Annotated in this window: 15 protein-coding genes; 4 read left to right on the top strand and 11 right to left on the bottom strand. The window is 65.0% G+C overall.

The annotated features are described in order from the left end of the window. Positions 1 to 46: 46 nt before the first annotated feature. Complete coding sequence (locus AXW67_RS10515; RefSeq protein WP_063677834.1) at positions 47 to 1,660, bottom strand: flagellin N-terminal helical domain-containing protein; 1,614 nt, start codon at positions 1,658 to 1,660, stop codon at positions 47 to 49. Positions 1,661 to 1,980: 320 nt separating this feature from the next. Between AXW67_RS10515 and flbT the strand changes: the two genes are divergently transcribed. Continuing rightward, complete coding sequence (gene flbT, locus AXW67_RS10510; protein ID WP_063677833.1) at positions 1,981 to 2,418, top strand: flagellar biosynthesis repressor FlbT; 438 nt, start codon at positions 1,981 to 1,983, stop codon at positions 2,416 to 2,418. 89 nt (positions 2,419 to 2,507) lie between these two features. Here the strand turns inward: flbT and AXW67_RS10505 are convergent, their stop codons facing one another. From AXW67_RS10505 to AXW67_RS10465, 9 genes are all read right to left on the bottom strand, one after another. After that, the gene (locus AXW67_RS10505; RefSeq protein WP_063677832.1) at positions 2,508 to 4,007 is read right to left on the bottom strand and encodes a pyridoxal phosphate-dependent decarboxylase family protein; all 1,500 of its coding nucleotides are present in this window, start codon (positions 4,005 to 4,007) and stop codon (positions 2,508 to 2,510) included. After that, positions 4,004 to 5,257, bottom strand: a complete 1,254-nt coding sequence (locus tag AXW67_RS10500) for an ATP-grasp domain-containing protein (RefSeq protein ID WP_063677831.1) — start codon at positions 5,255 to 5,257, stop codon at positions 4,004 to 4,006. The genes AXW67_RS10505 and AXW67_RS10500 overlap by 4 nt, the downstream gene beginning before the upstream one ends. A gap of 1 nt (position 5,258) precedes the next feature. Next, complete coding sequence (locus AXW67_RS10495) at positions 5,259 to 6,905, bottom strand: hypothetical protein (protein WP_063677830.1); 1,647 nt, start codon at positions 6,903 to 6,905, stop codon at positions 5,259 to 5,261. Continuing rightward, positions 6,895 to 7,677, bottom strand: a complete 783-nt coding sequence (locus tag AXW67_RS10490; RefSeq protein ID WP_063677829.1) for a methylenetetrahydrofolate reductase — start codon at positions 7,675 to 7,677, stop codon at positions 6,895 to 6,897. The genes AXW67_RS10495 and AXW67_RS10490 overlap by 11 nt, the downstream gene beginning before the upstream one ends. 71 nt (positions 7,678 to 7,748) lie before the next feature. After that, entirely contained in the window at positions 7,749 to 9,605 is a 1,857-nt protein-coding gene (locus AXW67_RS10485; RefSeq protein WP_063677828.1) for a flagellar protein, read from the bottom strand. Between the two features lie 20 nt (positions 9,606 to 9,625). Then, positions 9,626 to 11,509, bottom strand: coding sequence for a flagellar hook-associated protein FlgK (gene flgK / locus AXW67_RS10480; protein WP_063677827.1), 1,884 nt, complete (start codon positions 11,507 to 11,509; stop codon positions 9,626 to 9,628). Positions 11,510 to 11,543: 34 nt separating this feature from the next. Further along, positions 11,544 to 13,820 (bottom strand): flagellar hook-basal body complex protein, encoded by a 2,277-nt coding sequence (locus AXW67_RS10475; protein ID WP_063677826.1) that lies wholly within the window; start codon positions 13,818 to 13,820, stop codon positions 11,544 to 11,546. A 239-nt stretch (positions 13,821 to 14,059) separates the two neighbouring features. Then, positions 14,060 to 14,572 carry a peptide-methionine (R)-S-oxide reductase MsrB gene (gene msrB, locus AXW67_RS10470; protein WP_027552673.1) on the bottom strand — a complete coding sequence of 171 codons (513 nt, stop codon included), beginning with the start codon at positions 14,570 to 14,572 and terminating at the stop codon, positions 14,060 to 14,062. An 88-nt stretch (positions 14,573 to 14,660) separates the two neighbouring features. Next, positions 14,661 to 16,118 (bottom strand): NAD(P)/FAD-dependent oxidoreductase, encoded by a 1,458-nt coding sequence (locus AXW67_RS10465; protein WP_063677825.1) that lies wholly within the window; start codon positions 16,116 to 16,118, stop codon positions 14,661 to 14,663. Positions 16,119 to 16,211: 93 nt separating this feature from the next. On the opposite strand from AXW67_RS10465, the gene AXW67_RS10460 reads away from it, so the two are divergent. Genes AXW67_RS10460 through AXW67_RS10450 form a run of 3 tightly spaced genes read left to right on the top strand, consistent with a single transcriptional unit; the run spans position 16,212 to position 17,707 of the window. Then, positions 16,212 to 16,748 carry a SixA phosphatase family protein gene (locus tag AXW67_RS10460; protein WP_063677824.1) on the top strand — a complete coding sequence of 179 codons (537 nt, stop codon included), beginning with the start codon at positions 16,212 to 16,214 and terminating at the stop codon, positions 16,746 to 16,748. A gap of 56 nt (positions 16,749 to 16,804) precedes the next feature. Then, a complete protein-coding gene (locus tag AXW67_RS10455; RefSeq protein ID WP_027552676.1) occupies positions 16,805 to 17,230 on the top strand; it encodes a universal stress protein in 426 nt (141 codons plus the stop codon). Positions 17,231 to 17,245: 15 nt separating this feature from the next. Continuing rightward, on the top strand, positions 17,246 to 17,707 hold the full coding sequence (locus AXW67_RS10450; RefSeq protein ID WP_063677823.1) for a hypothetical protein: 462 nt from the start codon (positions 17,246 to 17,248) through the stop codon (positions 17,705 to 17,707). 11 nt (positions 17,708 to 17,718) lie between these two features. Here AXW67_RS10450 and AXW67_RS10445 read toward each other — a convergent pair whose 3' ends face one another. Then, positions 17,719 to 17,955 carry a DUF1127 domain-containing protein gene (locus AXW67_RS10445; RefSeq protein WP_063677822.1) on the bottom strand — a complete coding sequence of 79 codons (237 nt, stop codon included), beginning with the start codon at positions 17,953 to 17,955 and terminating at the stop codon, positions 17,719 to 17,721. Between the last annotated feature and the right edge of the window lie 169 nt (positions 17,956 to 18,124).

Raw genomic sequence — 18,124 nt, 5'->3', positions numbered from 1 at the left:
GCAAAAGCCCCGCCGCGATGCCTCGAGTGACGATTTTAATCGCGTATCAACGCAGAAGCTGCAACACGCTCTGCTGCGACTGGTTGGCCAGCGACAGCGCCGAAACCGCGATCGACTGGCGGGTCGACAGCGCCTGGCTGTTGGCCGCTTCCTCGTTGGTGTCGGCCAGCGTCAGGCTGGACGAGCCGGTCTGCAGAACGTTGATCAGGTTCTTGTTGAAGTCCTGGCGAATCTGCACGACCGACAGGTTCGAACCCAGCGTCGATGCTTCGGAACGCAGCGTGCTGCTGGCCGAATTGAGCGTGGTCAGGACCTTGTTGGCCGAAGCGTTGTCCAGGAAGTCGGTGCCCGAGGTCAGGGACGAGATGCCGAGACCCGCGGTGTTGAACGTCACGCCGGTGATGCTCAGCGTCGACTTGCCGGTTTCGTTGAAGGTCAGCTTCAGCGTGTCGCCGTTCAGCAGGTTGACGCCGTTGAAGGAGGCATCCTGCGCCGTCGTGTTGATCTGCGCGAGCACGTTGTTGTACTGCGCGACCAGGCTTGCGCGCTGGTTCTGCGAAGTCGGATCGGCGACCGGAGCAGCCACGGCAGAGCTGTGGAACGGGCCGGCGCCAGTGATGGCCGTACCGCCGAGCGTGCCGATCGTCGAGGACGCCGCGTCGTTCGTGGTCGTGATGGAGATCACACCGGTCGAGTCGATCGAGGCCTGCAGGTTGTTGGCCGCCAGCGCCGAATTGAGCCCGTTCAGCGTATTGACCTGGCCAGCGCCGGTGCCGAAGGTGATGCTGGTCGCAGTGCCGCCGCCGGTGGCGCCGATCGTCAGCGTCTGGCCCGAGATGGCGGGCGGCGTGCGAGCAGTGGTGCCGGCCGTCAGGCCGAGAGCGGCGAGCACGTTGCCCGAACCCGAGATCGTGAGATCAGAGGTCGTGCCCGTGCTCAGCGTGACTTTACCAGCCGCGACGGTCGAAGCCGTGCCGGTACCGGTGATGGTGTCGATCGCGGTGAGCACAGTCCCCACTGTCAAGGTGCTGCCGCCAGCGCCCGTTTTGATGCCGATGGTGAAATTACCGGCGGCGTCTTGGCTCGAGGTGGTCTTGGTGTTGTCGAACGTGATGGTCTTGCCGTTGACCGTCAGGACCGAACCGGTGGTGATGGCGGTGCCGAGGTCGTCAGACGCAGCGCCCGCCGTGCCAACCAACTGGGTAGCGGCCGTGATATTGACCGCGGTGCCGGTGTTGTCGTTCAGCACGGCGGTGCCCGCGACCGTGTTGTTGGTGTAGTTGGTGCCCAGCAGGTTGCTGGCGGTCGCGCCGGTGATCGCAGCCGAGGTGAAGGTCGACTTGGTGGAATAGCCCGTCGGGCTCTGCAGCACCTGGTTTGCGATCGACTTTGCGCTGTCGACCAGCTTCTGCAGGGAGGTGATGCCGGTGTTGGCGGCCTGCAGCACCTGGACGCCGTTGCCGATACCATCGAGCAGGTTGCCGATGTCGCTGGCGCGGTTGTCGAGGCCCTGGGCGGTGAAGAAGTTGGTCGGATTGTCGAGAGCCGAGTTCACCTTCTTGCCAGTCGACAGACGCGACTGGGTGGTGGCGAGGAGGTCGGCGGTGGACTGGAGGGAGAGCAGGTTCTGACGAACCGATGCGGAGAGAACGACGGACATACTGTTACCTTTCTGGTAGCTACGCGTCCTATCTGACCCTGATTGGTCAGACGACCGCCGGACCGTGCGTCCAAGCCTCTAACAATCCGTGAAATGAAACCGGCACTTTCGCTGCGTCGGCGCCCTCAGTCCCCTTCGAGAGAGCTGCAGATGGAACCAAAGCCCCGCCATCATCCTTGAAATCATTGGATTTTCAGTCGACGCCGCAATCGTTTACGACCCGTTAACCATGTTGCGCAAGGATTGCTCCCAAATCGGCGTCCATCGCCCAAATATCGTGGGCGCCCGGCCCGTTACAAAAGATTTGATGGAGAACAGGCATGGCTCTCAAGGTCGAGCTCAGACCACACGAGCGCATCATCGTCGGCAACTGCGTCATCACGAATACCGACCAGCGCGCCCGCTTCCTGATCGAAGGCGAGAACGTTCCGATCCTGCGCGAGCGCGACATCCTTACGCCGGAGACCGCGAACACGCCGGCCAAGCTCGTCTATCTGGCGGTCCAGCTCATGTACATCTCGCCGGATCCGGCGACCCAGCACGGCACCTACTTCAACCTGGTGCGCGACATCGTCACTGCCGTGCCGAGCGCCTGGCCGATCATCGAGGACATCAACAACAACATCATGGGCGGCGACCTCTATCGGGCGCTGAAAGACGCTCGCAAGCTGATCGCCTATGAAGACAAGCTGCGCGAACAGTTCGACGCCACCCATCCCAAGGGTGACGTCAAGGGTGACGTCAGCTCGGCCGCCTGACGCGCGGCTTCCGTTCGACCACGACTTTCCGTAAAAGACAACGGCTCCGGATCATCTCCGGGCCGTCGTCGTTTCAAGCTCTCCTCCGATCATTGCACCGCGAGCGGCGGCGCCTCGGTCTCGATCAGAGCGTCGCCCGATCGCCGCGCGCCGAACTCCAGCACGGCTGACACCAGCGCATCGATGTCCCTCTCATCGGTGCGGTGATTGACGATCGCGGCACGGATCGCGAACTTGCCGTCCAGCGTCGTGCTCGACGGCGCCGCAATGCCGGACTCCTGGACATCGGCGACGATCTCGCGATTGATCGCGTCGTCGGCGCGGTAGCGGAAGCAGACGATGTTGAGGTTCACGGGCGCGAGCAATTCCAGCCGCGGCTCTGCGAGCACGCACGCCTCGAGATATCTTGCCAGCGCGCAGCTTCGCGCGATCACCGCGCCAAGCCGGTCGGTGCCGAAAGTCTTCAGCGTGAACCATGTCTTCAGCGCACGGAAGCCGCGCGACAGATCCGGACCGAGATCACAGGGCCAGACCGCGCCGGCCGCAAGCCCCCTCGCCTCGCGCCGCAGATACGCCGCCGGCTGCACGAATGCCTGCCGGTGCTGCTCGCCGTCGCGCACCAGGAGGAAGCCGGCGTCATACGGCACCTGTCCCCATTTGTGAAAATCGAGCGCGATCGAATCCGCAAGCTCGATGCCGTCGAGCACTGGCGCAAGCTCGGGCGAGAGGATCGCGAGCGCGCCGAATGCGCCGTCGACGTGAAACCAGATGCCCTCCTCGCGGCACAACGCCGCGAGTGCCTTCAGATCGTCGATCGCGCCGATGTCGACCGTGCCGGCGGAGGCGACGACGAGGAACGGCTTAAACCCGACTTCGCGATCGATCGCGATCTGCGCGCGCAGCGCGGCGATGTCGATGCGATGATCGGCGTCGACATCGATCTTGCGCAGCGCGTCGGTGCCGAGGCCCGCGATATCCATCGCCCTGGAGATGCAACCATGCGCGGCCTTCGACGTGTAGGCCGTGAGCAGCGCCCTGTCATTGCCGATGCCGTGCTGCCGCGCCAGCGTGCCGAGGGCGCTGCTACGCGCCACCAGCACCGCCATCAGATTGGCCATCGACGTGCCCGTGACGAAGATGCCGCTCGCGCTCTCCGGAAAGGCAAACAGGGCGCGCATCCACTCGACGATCTGGCGCTCGACCTCGATCGGCATGTGATCGCGCCCGCCGAGATTTGCGTTGAGTCCCGCTGCGAGCATCTCGGCGAGCATGCCGACCGCAGTGCCGCCGCCGTGCACCCAGCCCATGAAGCCGGGATGCACGTTACCGGTCGCGTAAGGCGACACGCTCTCGGAGAACTCGCGATAGACGTCGGCGAGATCGCTTGCCTGACGCGGCACGTCAGCCCTGAACTTCGCGCGCATCTCGTCGGGGATCGGCTGCCAGACCGGACGCGCGCGGACGTTGGCGATGCCGTCAATCGCCTCGTCCAGCATGCGATGGGCGAGCGTGCGAAACTCGTTCCAATCCTGCGGATCGAGTGACGCGCCGGCGGCGGCGGCTTGCGTGTCGCGGATGATCTCGTTCATGTTGCACTTCCCTCGCCGGCCCTCGCCTGGCGCGTCAGCATGGCCGTGAATGCCGCGAAGATCTTGCGCATCTGCGGCTGCTTATATGGAAACACGTCCGGCGAATCCATGTTGTGCACGACGGCCGTGTTGTCGGCCTCGAAGATCAAGAGCTCGCCGTCTTCGTTCTCGGCGCAATCGATGGTGAAATAGTCGAGACCGACACGCCTCGACATCTCCGCCAGGGCGCCACGATGACGCGCGGCGAAGGTCTCGTCGAAGTCGCGCATGAAGGCGGCCTCTTCCGCGCGCTTCTCGTCGCTGAACGCCATGTAGGCGTTGAGGTACCAGATGTCCCAGCGGTCGGCGATCGCCATGTGGCAGGCGTAAGGCTTGCCGTCGACCATGGCGAGACGATACTTGCGATAAAGCCCGTCGGCGCTCGCATAGTCGACGAAGCGCGCGACGAAGAATTCCTGTTCCTGGCGGCCAGCGAGATAAGCAGCAAGCGCCGTGGCATCGTCGAGCTTTGCGAGGCCCACGCCGGCATGCGAGCCACGCGGCCGCGCGATCATCGGAAAGCGAAGCTCGCCGGTAATGTCTTCGCAGCGGATCGCACCTTGCGCAAGCGCCGACAATTGCGCGTGCGCGGCGTTGACGGTTGCGGGAATGTCGAGACCCGCGATGCCCGCGAGCAACCGGTGCAGCTTGTCGCGATCGAGACTGGCGATGCGGTCCGGGCGGTTGAGCAGCGGCCGCGGCCAGCGCGGTGCCGCCTGCTCGATCGAGGCGAGCGCTTCACGGCATTCCTCGGAATCGGATGCGATAACGATTGCGATGTCATGGTCCGGCAATGGGTCGGGCAACCCGACGCCCTCGACGACGTAGAGCGTCATCAGCTCGATGTCGGAGCCCTCGAGCAGGAACTCGATCGGCGTATTGCCGCCCATGTCGATGGCGGCCGCCAGCGCAAGGACGCGCAAGGCGGGCTGGGTGACCGCGCAGGGCGAACGAAACAATTGATGAAAGGCGAGAATCTCCGACTGGATCGCAAGCCCGCCCTCCTTGTCGCCGAGGAGCTGGGCAATCAGCGACAGATCGAGTCCTTCGCCGGCCTGCGCGGTGCCTTCCGCGATGCGGGCGACGAGCCGGTCGCGCAACGGACGCAGATCGACGCCGTCAAAGGCCTGATGGGTCAGCCGGGCAAAGCCGATGCGATCGGCAAAGTTCGGCACAGTCACGCCGATCGGCGCGGAAACGGGATGCTGCATCTCACACCTCGAATACGGATTTTCCCGGCGAAGCCGCGCTGCTCGCGCGATCAAGCAGCAGCTCGATCTTCACCAGGACGTGGGCGATACGATCGAGGACATGCTGCAAATTGCGTTGCGCCTGCGTCTTGTCTGCCGACCAGGCGTCGGTCACGTCTCGTGCGCCGACGCACAGGCGCAGCACAGCCTGCGGAGCCGTGTCCGGCTGCTCCAGCCGCACCGGCTGACCGATCAGACAGCACTGCGCCGCGACCTGCCGGTCCGCCGCGCTGCCGCTGATCTCCTCATTCATGTCGCGTGTCAAAGCGCGGTGGACCGCGCTGGTCTCGGCGATCGAGACCGGCTTGCCGTCGCGACGCAGCGCGAACGGAAAGATCGTGGTGTTAGCGAATTCCTCGTCGTCCGCGCCGGTCTTTTCCAGCGCCGTCCGAACGGCGGCGAGCGATGGCGTCAGCGCGATCATGCTCTCGATGCCGGCCGCGAGTTCGGCCAGCGCTTGGGTGCGGAAAGCTCCCGGCACGGCATAGTAGCTGCCGATCTCCGCGAGCGCCGCCTCCCAGCGCAGCCATTGGCCGAAATTCGGCCGGCGCTCGAAACGCGATCGCAGCGCCGTCCATGACTTCGGCCAGTCGCTGCGATCGGCATAGTCCAGGAAGCCCGGCGCGATCTCGACCCGATCGAGCGATCGCGAAAGCCCCTTCGGCACCAGCAGCGCGCCGCTGAAGGCGGGGCCGCCATAGAATTTGGAGCCGGTGATCAGCACCATGTAGCCGCGGTCGAGATAAGACCGCAGCCGCCGGCGCCCGAGCCGCATCTGGCAGCCATCGACGACGATCTGAACCTTTCCGGGCCAGCGCCGCGCGATCTCGTCGAGGCATGCCGCGCTCGGCGCGCGCCAGCCGAGCTTCGAGCAATCCATGATCTGGAGCAGCACGGGCACGCCCTGCGCGATCGTGCTCTCAATTGCGCGTAGCACCGCGCTGTCGGCATCTGCCCGCGGCGCAATTCCGGGAGCGGCATTCAGAATCGGCAACGCAATGCTGTCGCCGGCAAGCCCCGCGATCGCGCCGTCCTTGCGAACCGAGAAACCGCTTGCCGTCATCGCGCTGAAATGCCGCCCGCGCGCGGTATGCGCCATGCCGCTTCCGGTCTGGTCGGCACCAACCACGATCGTCACCGGGGCTGCGCCGAGCACCGCGCGCGCCAGAAACAGGGCATGAAGCTGGGAATCGGTGCCGGACGGCGAGAACACCACCTCCACCCGCGGCGAGAGCTGGAGGTGGCCGCGCAGCTCGTCGCGCATGTCCTCGCAGCGCGAGTCGAAGGCGACCTCCACTTCGTCGAACAGCGACTTGTGCACGAGCTCTTCGCGCGCGAGCGCGGCGCGGTCGTAAGCGGCCTGCGAGATCGGCGATGCCGTCGAGGACGCGAAACCCCAGACATCCGGTGACGGCGACAGCGCGCAGCCATAGCTGTTGAGGCGTGTGTGCGGATCGAGCGCCAGCCGTACGTCGCCGCCGGAGATGAGAAGCGTGTCGAGCGGCGTGAAGAGATCGCGCAGGCCATAGCGCGAGCCGCCGCCAAAGGAGCGTTCGGCTGCGTGCGAGCGGGATGCGCCGACGCTCATCCCGAAAGGCTCACGCCGCATCGGCCGCCGCCGCGGGCGCCGGCGTGAATTGCGAAGCGATGTCGCCGTGGAACACCGACGGCCCGACGTGATCGAGCGAGCTTTGGATGTCAGCCCAGATCTCGCCGCCGATGTCGGTCCAGCGCTTGCAGAAGGCGAAGTCCTCGGAAAGATAGGTGCCGGTGGCGGGATCGATCATGCATTCGAACAGCGCGAAGCGGTTCGGGCTCGCCGCCAGCGTATCATGCGAATGCTCGCGAAAGAACTGCAGCCCGGCATAGTTCGGATGGCGGCACATCGCCTCCAGCACGTGACGCCGGATCATCAGGAATCCGGTGCCGGAATAACGCACGCGGGTAAAGCCGTTGACCACCACGATGCGGTCGGGATCCTCGATCTCGAGCACATAGTCGAGAGAAGCCGCCGGCACGTCGGTCCTGCCCGCCGTGATCGCCCGCCTCGCCTTGTCCCAGTTGACGCGCTTGATCGGGTAGCAGCCGGCGACGACGTCGGCGCCGGATTCGATCAGCCGGAACACCTGCTCGGGCCTAAAGCCGATATCGGCGTCGACGAACAGGAAATGCGTCGCCTTGGGATCGTCCAGGAACATCGCGACCAGATTGGCCCGCGCCCGCGTGATCAGTGCATCGCCGTCCCGCAGGTGCACCTTGAGCTCGAGGTTGGACATGCCGTGCACGGCGCGCTGGAGCGCAAAGATCGAGCTCGCATAAATGCTCGAGACCTGCCCGCCGAAGCAGGGGGTCGCCACCACCAGTTGCATCCTGTCCGACATCGACGGCCCCACCCCGCTCAAATCCTCACCAAGAGGTAAACAGGCATGGTTAACGGCGTCTTAACGCTCCCTTACAGGAACTTGACGAGCGAGAGCTGCGCGAGCTTCGCCGTGGTCTGGTAGGAGGCCTGTAGCGCGTTCTGGAGCGACAGGAGCTCGCTCGCCACTTGGTCGGGAGAGGCCGACTCGGCCTGGTCGATGATGGTCTGGAGCTGCGCCTTGGCCTGGGTCTGGCGCGTCGTCGCGTCCTTCATCGTGTTCTGGGCCATGGCGATATCGGTCTGGATGTCCTCGATGCGCTGCTGCCCGGGCTGCTGCGTCAGCGCCTGGGTCACGCGCAGGCTGAGCGCCGAGACCTGCCCGCCCGAATACTGCCCGGTCTGCGACGTGGAGAACGTGCCGAACACGGCAATCGCCTGCAGCTGCCGGCGGATCGCGTCCTCGTCCGCCTGCGCGCCGTATTGCACCGTGACGGAATCGTCGACCCGTGCCATGGCGGTCGAGCGCGGCGAACCGGGGCCGTCATTGCCCCGGTACCATTTCACGGTGTTGGCGGAGCCGTTCACCAGCGTGGTGGCGGAGCTCGCGGGCGAGGAGCCGACGCGCAGCGGCGGCTGTGTGGCGGTGATCGGGGACGAGGTGAAACCGAGTTTGGCCAGCGCCGCCGTGTTCGCGCTCGAGATGTTGAGGCTTGCCGCGTTGTCGGTGTTGATCGTGATCACACCGCCATGGACCGTCGATGGTTTCGAGGTCCCGGTGATGGCGTCGATCTTGCCGAGCAGGGTCTGAATGCTGTCATTGGTGTTGATATCGACACCGAAGGTCAGGGTCGTGCCGTTGACCGTGATCTTGTCGCCATTGGCAAATCCGGGCGCGATCGAGTCCGACGAAGCCGGCCCGGAGAGCAGCGTCGCGCCGGTAATTGGTGCGGGCACCTGGCTGGTGGCCGGAGCACCCATCGCCGAGCTTGTCGTGTTGAAGAAATTGTCACCGGCGGTGACCGCGGATGCCGCCACCAGCGACGTGTTGGCAAGCTTCTTGATCGCGGTGTTCAGAGCCGTGTCGAGATTCGTTGCCGTATTGGCGGGGTTGACCGGGACGCTCGCATCGATCGCAAAGCTGCCCGCCGGTGTCGGCGTCGCGGTGGACGCGGTCAGGTCGATCTGCTCGGTCGAGCCGTCCGGCAGCGTGAACTGGACGCTCAGCTTGTCACCATTGTTCGGATTGACGCCGTTGAGGTTGACCGAGAACGACACCGGCGACCCGCTCGGGCCAGTCACGGTTGCGCCGGTCAGCGTCGAGGAGACCGCTGCGATCTTCAGCCCGAATGGCGAGGTCGGAGAGTCTTCAGCCACGTTGATCACGCCTGCCGTCTGCGTCTGAACCAACCGTCCCATGCCGTTAACGCCGAGATCGGCCGCCTGGCGCTCCGCCATCACGGTCTTGAAGCCGGCCTGAGTGGTGGTGCCGTTGATGATGTCGCTGGCGTTCGCCACCGGCTGCGTGTTCACCGCGGTTCCGGAGAACAGATAGCGGTTGCCGGACTGCGTGTTGAGCACACCGACCATCGAGCCGAACTGGGCGGCAGCAGTATTCTGCGCGACGGTCTGTCCGTTGACGTTGAGATCCTGCGCCGTGCTGGCCGAGCCCTTCTGCACCGTATTGCGGATCGTCGTCAGCGATTGCAGCGCGGTGTTGGCGAGGTTGATGTTGACGTTGACGTTGGTGATCGTGTCGGTATAGGCCGCGATGTTGGAAAGCTGCGCCCGCGAGGCGATCGCAAAGCCTTCGTTGGCTCCCATGCCCGAATAATTCTGCGACAGCTTGCCCGTGGAGAGCTGCGTCGACAGGTCGGTGAGCTGCTGATTGATGTTGCGGATCTGCGCGCCGAGGACCGACGAAGAGTAGTTGATACTGCTGATCGACATCTTTCAGAGCCCTGTACTGGTTACACTTGAGCCTGGAGCAAGGTGTTCATCATGCTCTGCACCACCGACATGACGTGAGCGTTGGCTGCGTAGGCATTCTGGAGCTGGATCAGGTTCGACATCTCCGAGTCGATGTTGACGCTGGAGGTCGAGTTGAACTTGGCCTGGAGCGTCGACACCACGACGCTCTGCCCTTGCTGAAGCTGGGTCGCCTGCGTCGACGCGTTGCTCTGGACGCTCAGGAACTGCTGGAGGTAGTTCGAGACGCTGCCGGCAAAAGGCTGGCTCGCCGAGCCGAGGCCGGTCTGCGGCGAATAGGAGAACACCGCCGTGGTGAGCTGCGAGTAAAGATAGTCCGATCGCGTGGTGTCGCCGGCCGGCGTCACCGGCGAGGTGTTGTAGACCGACAGCCGGGTCGGGTCGGTCACCAGCGACGTGTTGACGGCGATGCGGCCGGCAAGGCCGGTCATCTGCGAGCCCGATGCCGTGATCGCGCCGGTATACAGCGCCTGGCCACCGTCCGTGAACAGCGGCAATTGCGGATTGCCCGAGGTCAGCGAGGAGATCGTCTTGGTGCTGGACGACGAATTGACCTTGGTGAAGCCAGTGTTGTCATCGGTGATCCGCAGCGTGGTGGCAGTGGCCGGCGACGGCGCGGCGGAGAACGTCAGATGCGTGCCGGCAAGTGCGGTGTTGAGCGCGGCGGCGATCGCACCCATGCCGCCGGAGAAGTTCACGCCGACCTGCATCGGGTTGGCATTGGTCGCGTTCTGGAGCGGCAGCGCCGCCGGATCGGTGACGTTGATCAGCGTGATCTGACGCTGGGTGTTGGTCGTCGTGTCCGTATAGGTGATGTTGACGGTATTGCCGGGCTGCGCACCGGCGAGGTCGACGTCAAAGCCGGCCGGCGGGCCGGAGACCGTGCTCCCGGCCGTCGTCTTGTCGGACAGCGCGCTCGACATCGTCGCGGCAAGCTGGTCGATCTGGTTCTGCGCCTGCACCAGCGTCTGGTCGCGCAGCTTCAGATCGGCCGCGATCTGGCCGGAGGAGACGACGTTGTTGGCGGCGACGTCGACCTGCGAGCCGTTCGGCAGCTTGATGGTGAACGCGCCGACGCCGGACTTGGACTGATCGGCGTTGTAGAGCGAGGTCGCCGTGAGCGCGCCTGCCGGTGCAAAGGAGAATTGCGAGGCAAGCCCGGCGCCGACGAGCTGGATGCCGGTGTTAGTGAAGATATTGGCCTGGTTCGAACCGTCGGTGACGACGCGCACGTCGACGTATTTCGATAGCGTGTTGATGGCCTGGTCGCGCTGATCCATCAGCGTGGCGGCCGATGGATCGTTCGGTGACAGGCCCTGCAGCTTGGTGTTGATGTCGGCGACCTTCTGCATCGCCGCGTTCGCCTGCTGCGCCGACGTGCCGAGATCCTGCTCGACATTGGAGCGAAGCGACTGGATGCCCTTGGTGGTGGTGTTGAGCTGCTGCGCCAGCGTCTGCGCCGCACCGAGAGCAACCCTTTGCGCCGACGACGAGCCGGCGCTCGTCGACAGCGCCTGCAGCGACGAGGTGAAATTGTTCAGCGCGGTTTCGAGCGTTCCGTCATTGCCGGGCGTGCCGTAGACATTCTGAAGCTGCTTCAGAATGTTGGCCATCTGGTCGGCGTAGCCGCTGCCACCGGTCTCGGTGCGCAGCTGGTTCTGCACAAAGGTGTCGAGTTCCCGGCTGACGCCAGTCGTCATTGCCGTCGAGCCGAACTCGCCGGTGGAGACCTCGATCTGGTTCGGCGTCTGGGCGACGTAGCCCGGCGTCTGCGAATTTGCGACGTTCGAGGAGACGATCGAGAGCGCGGCCTGGTTGGCACGCAGGCCGCTCATCGCGCTGGCAAGGGCTGAACTCAAACCCATGTTACTTGCCGCCTTTGGTTACGTTACGCGCCGATCAGCGCAACACGTTCAAGAGGTCCTGCACCATCGAATTCGCCGTCGTGATCACCTTTGTGTTGGCCGAATAGGCCTGCTGGGTCACGATCAGCTTGGTGAATTCGTCGGCGATGTCGGTGTTGGATCCCTCCAGCGACGAGCCGCTGATGGTGCCCGAGGCGCCGGCGATCGCCGGGCCCGACTGGTCGGTCACGGCGTAGGCGCCGCCATCCATAGCCTTCAGGTAGTTGGTGCCGTTGAAGTGGGACAGCGTCACCGAAGCGAGATCGAGGTTCTGGCCGTTGGAGAAGGTGCCGACCACCAGGCCGTTGTTGCTGACCGCGACCGAGCGGAGCTGACCGGCGGCGTAGCCGTTCTGCGTGATGGTGTTGATGGTGACCGCGCCGCTCGTGCTGGCATATTGCGTCAGCCCGCCGGAGGAGATGTTGAAGGCGACCGAGCCGAGCGACTGGCCGCCGACGGTGACGTTGTTGAGGGTGATCCCAGAGCCGCTCGGCGAGGTCAGCGAGCCATCGGCAGCAAATGTGAAGGCCTGCCCCGAGTTCGTCCATGCGACCTGCGAGTTGGTCGTTGCATTCGGATCGGTCTGGTAGAACAGGTTCCAGGTGTCGGAATGACCCGTGCCCAGGGAGGCGCTGTCGGTCTTGGCCCAGCGCAGTTGCAGGTTCACCGGCGTGCCGGCCGCGTTGTAGGCCGTCACCGCGCCACCGCTGATCGATTCCTTGGTGAAGGTCGTGACGTCGCTGCCCATCACGGTGCCCGTACCCGCGGTGCCGCCGCCGCCGCGGTTCTTGGAGACGGCTGACGTGAAGCCGAGCGCAGCGAAGGCTGCGGTGTTCGAGCTCGACACCTGGAGGGTGGGGTTGGCGGTACCGGTGTTCAGCGTGATCACGCCGTTGGCTATCGAAGACCCCGTCGCGCCGCTGAGCCCGTCGATCTTGAGCAGCAAGGTCGAGATGGTGTCGGTGATGCTGATCTGGTTCGGGCTAGCTGGCGTCGTGGCCGTGTTGACGAAAGTCAGCGTACTACCGTTCACCGTGATGGTATCGGGGGGAGGCCCAACCGAGAAGCCCGATGAAAGGACTTCCGAACCGCCCGGCGTCGCAGCGCCACCCAGCACGGTTGAGCCGGTGATCGCAGGCGTGGACAGCACGTTGCCGCCGCGCGTGACGCTGCTGAGGCCCAGCGTGGTGGCCGCGCTGCCGCTGATCGCGAGGTCGACGTTGGTGCCGCTTGAGATCTGGATGTTGCCGCTGCTGTTGATCGACGCGGTGACGTTGTTGCCGGCGCCGCCGGCTGCTGCAATCGCAGCAAAGATATCGGACATGTGCGTGGTAGCGCCCGAGGCCACACCGATCGTGGTGCTGGTGCCGGTCGTCGTGACGCCCGTGGCGGTGCCGTCGAAGGAGATCGTATAGGCGCCACTGCCGTTGTTGATCGTCAACGTCTGGCCGGCCAGCGAGGCGGCGAGATGCGGGGTCGTGCCGGGATCGAGGGAGGTAGCGCTGTTTGCCACCGCCGAAGAGCTGTTCAGCAGCGCCACCGAGCCCGTCGCGGTCGTCGACGTATAGGCCGAGCGCAGATTGCCGGTGGCCGCCGCGCCGGAGACCTTCGCATTCGTATAGGGCGGGGGCGGCGTGCCCACGATCAGCGGGTTGGATCCGAAATCGGACGGGTTCAGCCCGCCAGCCGCGAGCAACGAGCCGCTCGCCGCCGTCGAGCTTGCCGCCGTGTTCGGCTGGGTCGGCAGGTTCGCCGCATACTGGATCGAGGTCGTCGCCTGCGCCGGGATGAAGTTGTTCTGGAATTGCAGCACCGTCGGAACGCTGCCGAGCGGGTTGCCGGTCTTCGGGTCGACCGCGACGCCCATGAGATAGTAGCCGGCGCCGTTGACCAGGTTGCCGTTGGCATTGACCTGGAAGTCGCCACGGCGGGTGTAATAGGTGACGCCGTTGAACACCGGCACGTTGTCGACGACGCCATTCGCCTTCTGCACCGAGAAGAAGCCGTCGCCGGTGATCGCCATGTTGGTGGCGACGCTGGAGGCCGAAATCGTGCCTTGCGTGGTGATGGTAGCCTGGGCATGCGCGGTGACGCCGCCGGCAACCTGCTTGTTGGGTACGGAGGCGTCGGGGATGAGGTCTTCGAAGCTGGTCCCGATGCCCTTGTAACCGGTGGTGGATGAGTTCGCGATGTTGCCGGAAATGTTCTGAAGCGCATAGGACTGCGCCTGCAGGCCACCCACCGAGGTGTTCATTGCATCGAAGATACCCATAACTTTGTCTCCAAATCCGATCTCGGCGGCGGGTCGAGCCATGGCCGCAGTCGGAGGAGACGTCGCAAGGCCTATGCCAATGCGGGTATCCCTAGTAAATCAATGACTTAAATGAACAGGCCCCGGCCAAATGACCGGGGCACAATTGCCGGGCCGGCAACAATTGCCGGGATTACATGGCGTTTTCGAGCGAAGTGGCTACCGGTTCGCGTGAAGAAAACGCGTCAAACAAAGGCGCCTCAGGTTGCCGATGCCGCGGCCGGGTGGAACACCAGCCCGAAACCGTCGATGCAATAGCGCAGTCCGGTCGGCTTCGGACCATCGTCGAAGACGTGGCCGAGATGGCCGCCGCAGCGGCGGCAATGCACTTCGGTGCGGACCATGCCGTAGGTGCGATCCTCGGTCTTGCCGACATTGCCCTCGATCGGCTGGTAGAAGCTCGGCCAGCCCGTGCCGCTCTCGAACTTGGTGTCGGAGGCGAACAGTGGCAGGTCGCAGCCGGCGCAGGCGAAGACGCCCTTGCGGTGCTCCTTCAGCAGCGGGCTGGAGCCGGGCCGCTCGGTGCCGTGGTTACGCAGGATCTCATATTGCTGCGGCGTGAGCTGGGCACGCCACTCGGCCTCCGTCTTCTCGATCTCGAACTTTTCCGCGGTCTTCTCGCCCGCCTCGGCAGGCGATCCTCGCAGCCAGCGAAAGGCCGAAAGGCCGAACAGGCCGGCGACAGTCGTCAACAGGATGCGGCGGTCAAACATCTCTTTCTCCGTGCGCGAGGGAGTCCACGCGCTGAGATACGGGCTCTAACGGCCGACGTTACACTGTCAGGCGGAGATTTTTCTCAACTTATTGGGAGACGGGTTCCTCCTCCCCGGCCCTGCTCGCCTCTGGAGCCCGTTCCCGCGGTGGGGCAGGCCGTACCGGCGGGTGGCCTGGGTGCAGGCGACGCGGACCGGTGCCAGCAGCCCGGTTGGCTTCGGCGAGCCGCGCCTCCCGTTCACGATCCTTGACCCGCACTTTTTCGCGGTACCGGGCCAGCGAGCCCGCGGCGGCGGAACTCGCCCTGCCCCAGATCCCGACCAGCTGTCCGGCTACCCTTCCCGTCGCGCCTCCCGCCCACACCAGCTCGAACGGCGAGAACAGCCGCCAGCGCTCGTCGCCCCACAGGATGCTGCGCGCGATCAATTGCCCGGCCATGGCCGAGGTGTTCATGCCCTGGCGGCCAAAGCCACTCGCCACCCACAGGCCTTTGCGCAACTGGCCGATCTGCGGCATGCCGTGCACGGTCTGGCCGGTGGCGCCGCCGAACATGTCGGCGATCTCGACATTGCCGAGCTCGGGGAAGATGTTGCGGATCCGCCGCTTGACGGCGCCGGCGAAACGCTGCGGGCGCGCGGCCCAGGTGGTCTCCGGGCTCTCCCACATCAGCCGGTCGCCGTCGACGATGCGGAAATGGTCGACGCCGTCGGAGTCCATCACAGATCCCTTGAACGCGATGATGTCATGGACGCGCTCGCCGAGCGGTGCGGTGATGCCGGCATAGCGTGAGACCGGCAGCAGCGTCTCCGACAGGCGCTTCAAAGGCGCGCCGAGATGGATATTCCCAGCGAGCACGATGTGGGTCGCACGCAGCCGTGCCGACGGCGTGACGATACGCTTGCGGATGCCGGAATGATCGATGCTGACGACCGGCGTATCCTCGAAGATCCGCGCCCCCGCCCGCCGCGCCAGCGCCGCAAGGCCATGTACATATTTGCGGCCGTCGACCTGGAACGCCTTGGGGTAGTGCACGCCGTGGAAGTAGTGATCGGTCTTGAGCACGTCGCGCACGCGATCGACCTGCCAGCCTTCGACCTCGGTGTCGAAATCCTCATTGAGCATCTGCAAGCGGCTGATCAGCCGGTCGCCGGCATCGACGTTGGACACTTCCAGCACGCCGTTGCTGACGCCAATGCCCGGCATGTTCTCTTCGGTGGCATTGGCGCGGACGAACTCGGCGCCCTCCTTCGAGAGCGCCCACAATTCGCGAGCGTCTTCGAGGCCAATACGCTCGATCAAATCGGCAAGCGGCAGCGCAAAGCCCGGCATTACGGTGCCGAGCTGGTTACCGGAGGCGTTCCAGCCGATGTGGCGGCCTTCGAGTACCGCGACGCTGGCGCCGAGCCGGGCCGCCTCCAGCGCGATGGAGAGCCCGGCAAGGCCGGCGCCGATGACGCAGATGTCGGCATCGAGATCGAACGTCAGCCGCGCCCGCTCGCGAAGGCCGGCTTCTTCCTGGGACACGCTTGTGAAAGTCTCGCTCATGTCGTTTTCTTAAAGGACCGATCGGGCGCTTGTCACCTTGTCCTCAACCCGCGCCTGTAGATTATCCTGCACGCGAAACGATTCGAGAATGCCATGCGCCGTTTGATGCTGCTGCGTCACGCCAAGACCGAGACTGACGCACCCAGCGGCCGCGACCAGGATCGCCGGCTCGACGACCGCGGCCACAGGGATGCGGCGCAAATGGGCGACTGGATCGCCGCCCACCCCCCCTTCCCCGAGGTCGTGCTGGTGTCTCACGCCGTCCGGACCAGGCAGACCTGGGACATCGCCTGGGAGGCGATGAAGGACCGTGTCGCGGCGCCGCAGGTCGAAATCCTGCCGGAACTGTACGGCGCCGACCCCGCGCAGATCCTGGACTCCATTCGCACTGCAACCGCGCCCGCCAACCCCCGGCACCTGATGCTGGTCGGTCATAATCCCGGCATGCACGAGGCCGCCCTGATGCTGATGAAGGGCGGCGATCCGGCCGGCGCCAAGGCGCTCGCCCACAACCTGCCCACCGCGGGACTTGCGGTCTTCGACTTTGACGTCAAGGATTGGGAAGACGTGGCCTACCGCCGCGGCAAACTGGTGCTGTTCGTCAGCCCCAAGCTGCTTCGACTGGGATGAGACGCGCGGGCGCCGTCTCGACCGGTCGATCCGGCTTGATTGAGAGGGAGGCGCAGATGTTCAAGTCCATTCTCGTGCCCATCGACCTCGCCGACACCGATCTCGCAAAACCGGCGATTGCGACCGCGGCGACGCTGTCGCAGACCTGGAGCGGGACGATACGGCTGCTCAACGTGCTGCCGATGACGCCGGTGATGCTCGCCGAATACGTGCCGGCGGATTTCGACGAGCAGCAGCGTCAGACCTCCGAGGAGGCGCTCGCCATCGTCGCGCGCGAATCCGGCATCGAGGAAGCGCGCATCTCCAGCGTGGTGCGCCAGGGCGGCATCTATCACGAGATTTTGGAGGAAGCCGCCCACATGAAGGCCGATTTGATTGTCATGACCTCGCACCGGCCGGCGATGCGCACCTATTTCCTGGGATCGAATGCCGGGCATGTCGTGCGCTACGCCAAGTGCTCGGTGCTGGTGGTCCGGCACTAACCTCGGAGCAATGACGTGAAGAACTGGTGGCGCAAGTGGAGCCATGAGATCCCGCTCGCGATCGGCGATGCGCTGTGGGAGGTGCTGGTCGTACAGCTCGCGGCGCTGCTCGACCGACTGACATGGCGAAAGGTCGCTGCCCTCCTCCCCTTGGCCGTCCTGCTGATCGCCTATTACCACAGCGTGCCGCTCCCGCCCGCGCTGATGCTGGCCGGGGATCTCATCGCCTATATCGACATCTTCTCGGTGGTGTTGATGCTCAGCATTCTGAGCCGGGCTGCGACGATCGCGTTCCTGGTGAAGCGGGCCGCGGCGCGCGCTACGGCGCTGCTCGCAAGGCTTCGCACCAGCGTGCAGCGGATCGATGCCGGCCACCGGCGTAGCGCGAGTCCGGCGGCGAGGCCGCGCCGCAAGTCCAACCGCACTGAGGACGATCGAGACTTTGGCGCGGCATGGGGTCGGTACGCGATCGCCTGATCGCGGCGGTCTCAGAGATAACGCGTCAGCTCGGCTTTCACCTGCCCGTAGACGGCGTCCTCGATCTGGCAGCGCGTGATCCCGATGTCGCGCAGCGCGCGGTCGTCGAGCTCGTTCAGCGTCTTGATGGCGGAGCGGCGCTCCAGGCGTTCGAACAGGGCGTAGGCGCCGTTGGCGAGCGAGCGGAAAAATCCGCCTGATGAGGATGGGCGTAAACTCTGCCCGGCAGTTTGCGAGATCGTGGTCATTCTTCTTCTCCGGCGTGTCGTCCCGCGCGGCGAAGCCGATGCCGTTGGCGCACACGCCAGTGAGGCGCCTGCACCTTGTTGCCCTCGGATTGCTCTCGCCGTCCTCGGTTCAATCGCGGAACTTGATGGAACTTAAATGCTCCAGTACAATCCTCGGTGCAAGGAAAAC

This window comes from Bradyrhizobium neotropicale, from assembly GCF_001641695.1.
Classification (GTDB): domain Bacteria; phylum Pseudomonadota; class Alphaproteobacteria; order Rhizobiales; family Xanthobacteraceae; genus Bradyrhizobium; species Bradyrhizobium neotropicale.
Note: the sequence above shows the minus strand (reverse complement) of the source record. Positions and strands in the feature narration are given on the sequence as shown.

Coding starts and splice junctions, on each gene's coding strand:
- AXW67_RS10515 (WP_063677834.1), bottom strand. CDS start 1,660: ATGTCCGTCGTTCTCTCCGCATCGGTTCGTCAGAACCTGCTCTCCCTC.
- flbT (WP_063677833.1), top strand. CDS start 1,981: ATGGCTCTCAAGGTCGAGCTCAGACCACACGAGCGCATCATCGTCGGC.
- AXW67_RS10505 (WP_063677832.1), bottom strand. CDS start 4,007: ATGAACGAGATCATCCGCGACACGCAAGCCGCCGCCGCCGGCGCGTCA.
- AXW67_RS10500 (WP_063677831.1), bottom strand. CDS start 5,257: ATGCAGCATCCCGTTTCCGCGCCGATCGGCGTGACTGTGCCGAACTTT.
- AXW67_RS10495 (WP_063677830.1), bottom strand. CDS start 6,905: ATGCGGCGTGAGCCTTTCGGGATGAGCGTCGGCGCATCCCGCTCGCAC.
- AXW67_RS10490 (WP_063677829.1), bottom strand. CDS start 7,677: ATGTCGGACAGGATGCAACTGGTGGTGGCGACCCCCTGCTTCGGCGGG.
- AXW67_RS10485 (WP_063677828.1), bottom strand. CDS start 9,605: ATGTCGATCAGCAGTATCAACTACTCTTCGTCGGTCCTCGGCGCGCAG.
- flgK (WP_063677827.1), bottom strand. CDS start 11,509: ATGGGTTTGAGTTCAGCCCTTGCCAGCGCGATGAGCGGCCTGCGTGCC.
- AXW67_RS10475 (WP_063677826.1), bottom strand. CDS start 13,820: ATGGGTATCTTCGATGCAATGAACACCTCGGTGGGTGGCCTGCAGGCG.
- msrB (WP_027552673.1), bottom strand. CDS start 14,572: ATGTTTGACCGCCGCATCCTGTTGACGACTGTCGCCGGCCTGTTCGGC.
- AXW67_RS10465 (WP_063677825.1), bottom strand. CDS start 16,118: ATGAGCGAGACTTTCACAAGCGTGTCCCAGGAAGAAGCCGGCCTTCGC.
- AXW67_RS10460 (WP_063677824.1), top strand. CDS start 16,212: ATGCGCCGTTTGATGCTGCTGCGTCACGCCAAGACCGAGACTGACGCA.
- AXW67_RS10455 (WP_027552676.1), top strand. CDS start 16,805: ATGTTCAAGTCCATTCTCGTGCCCATCGACCTCGCCGACACCGATCTC.
- AXW67_RS10445 (WP_063677822.1), bottom strand. CDS start 17,955: ATGACCACGATCTCGCAAACTGCCGGGCAGAGTTTACGCCCATCCTCA.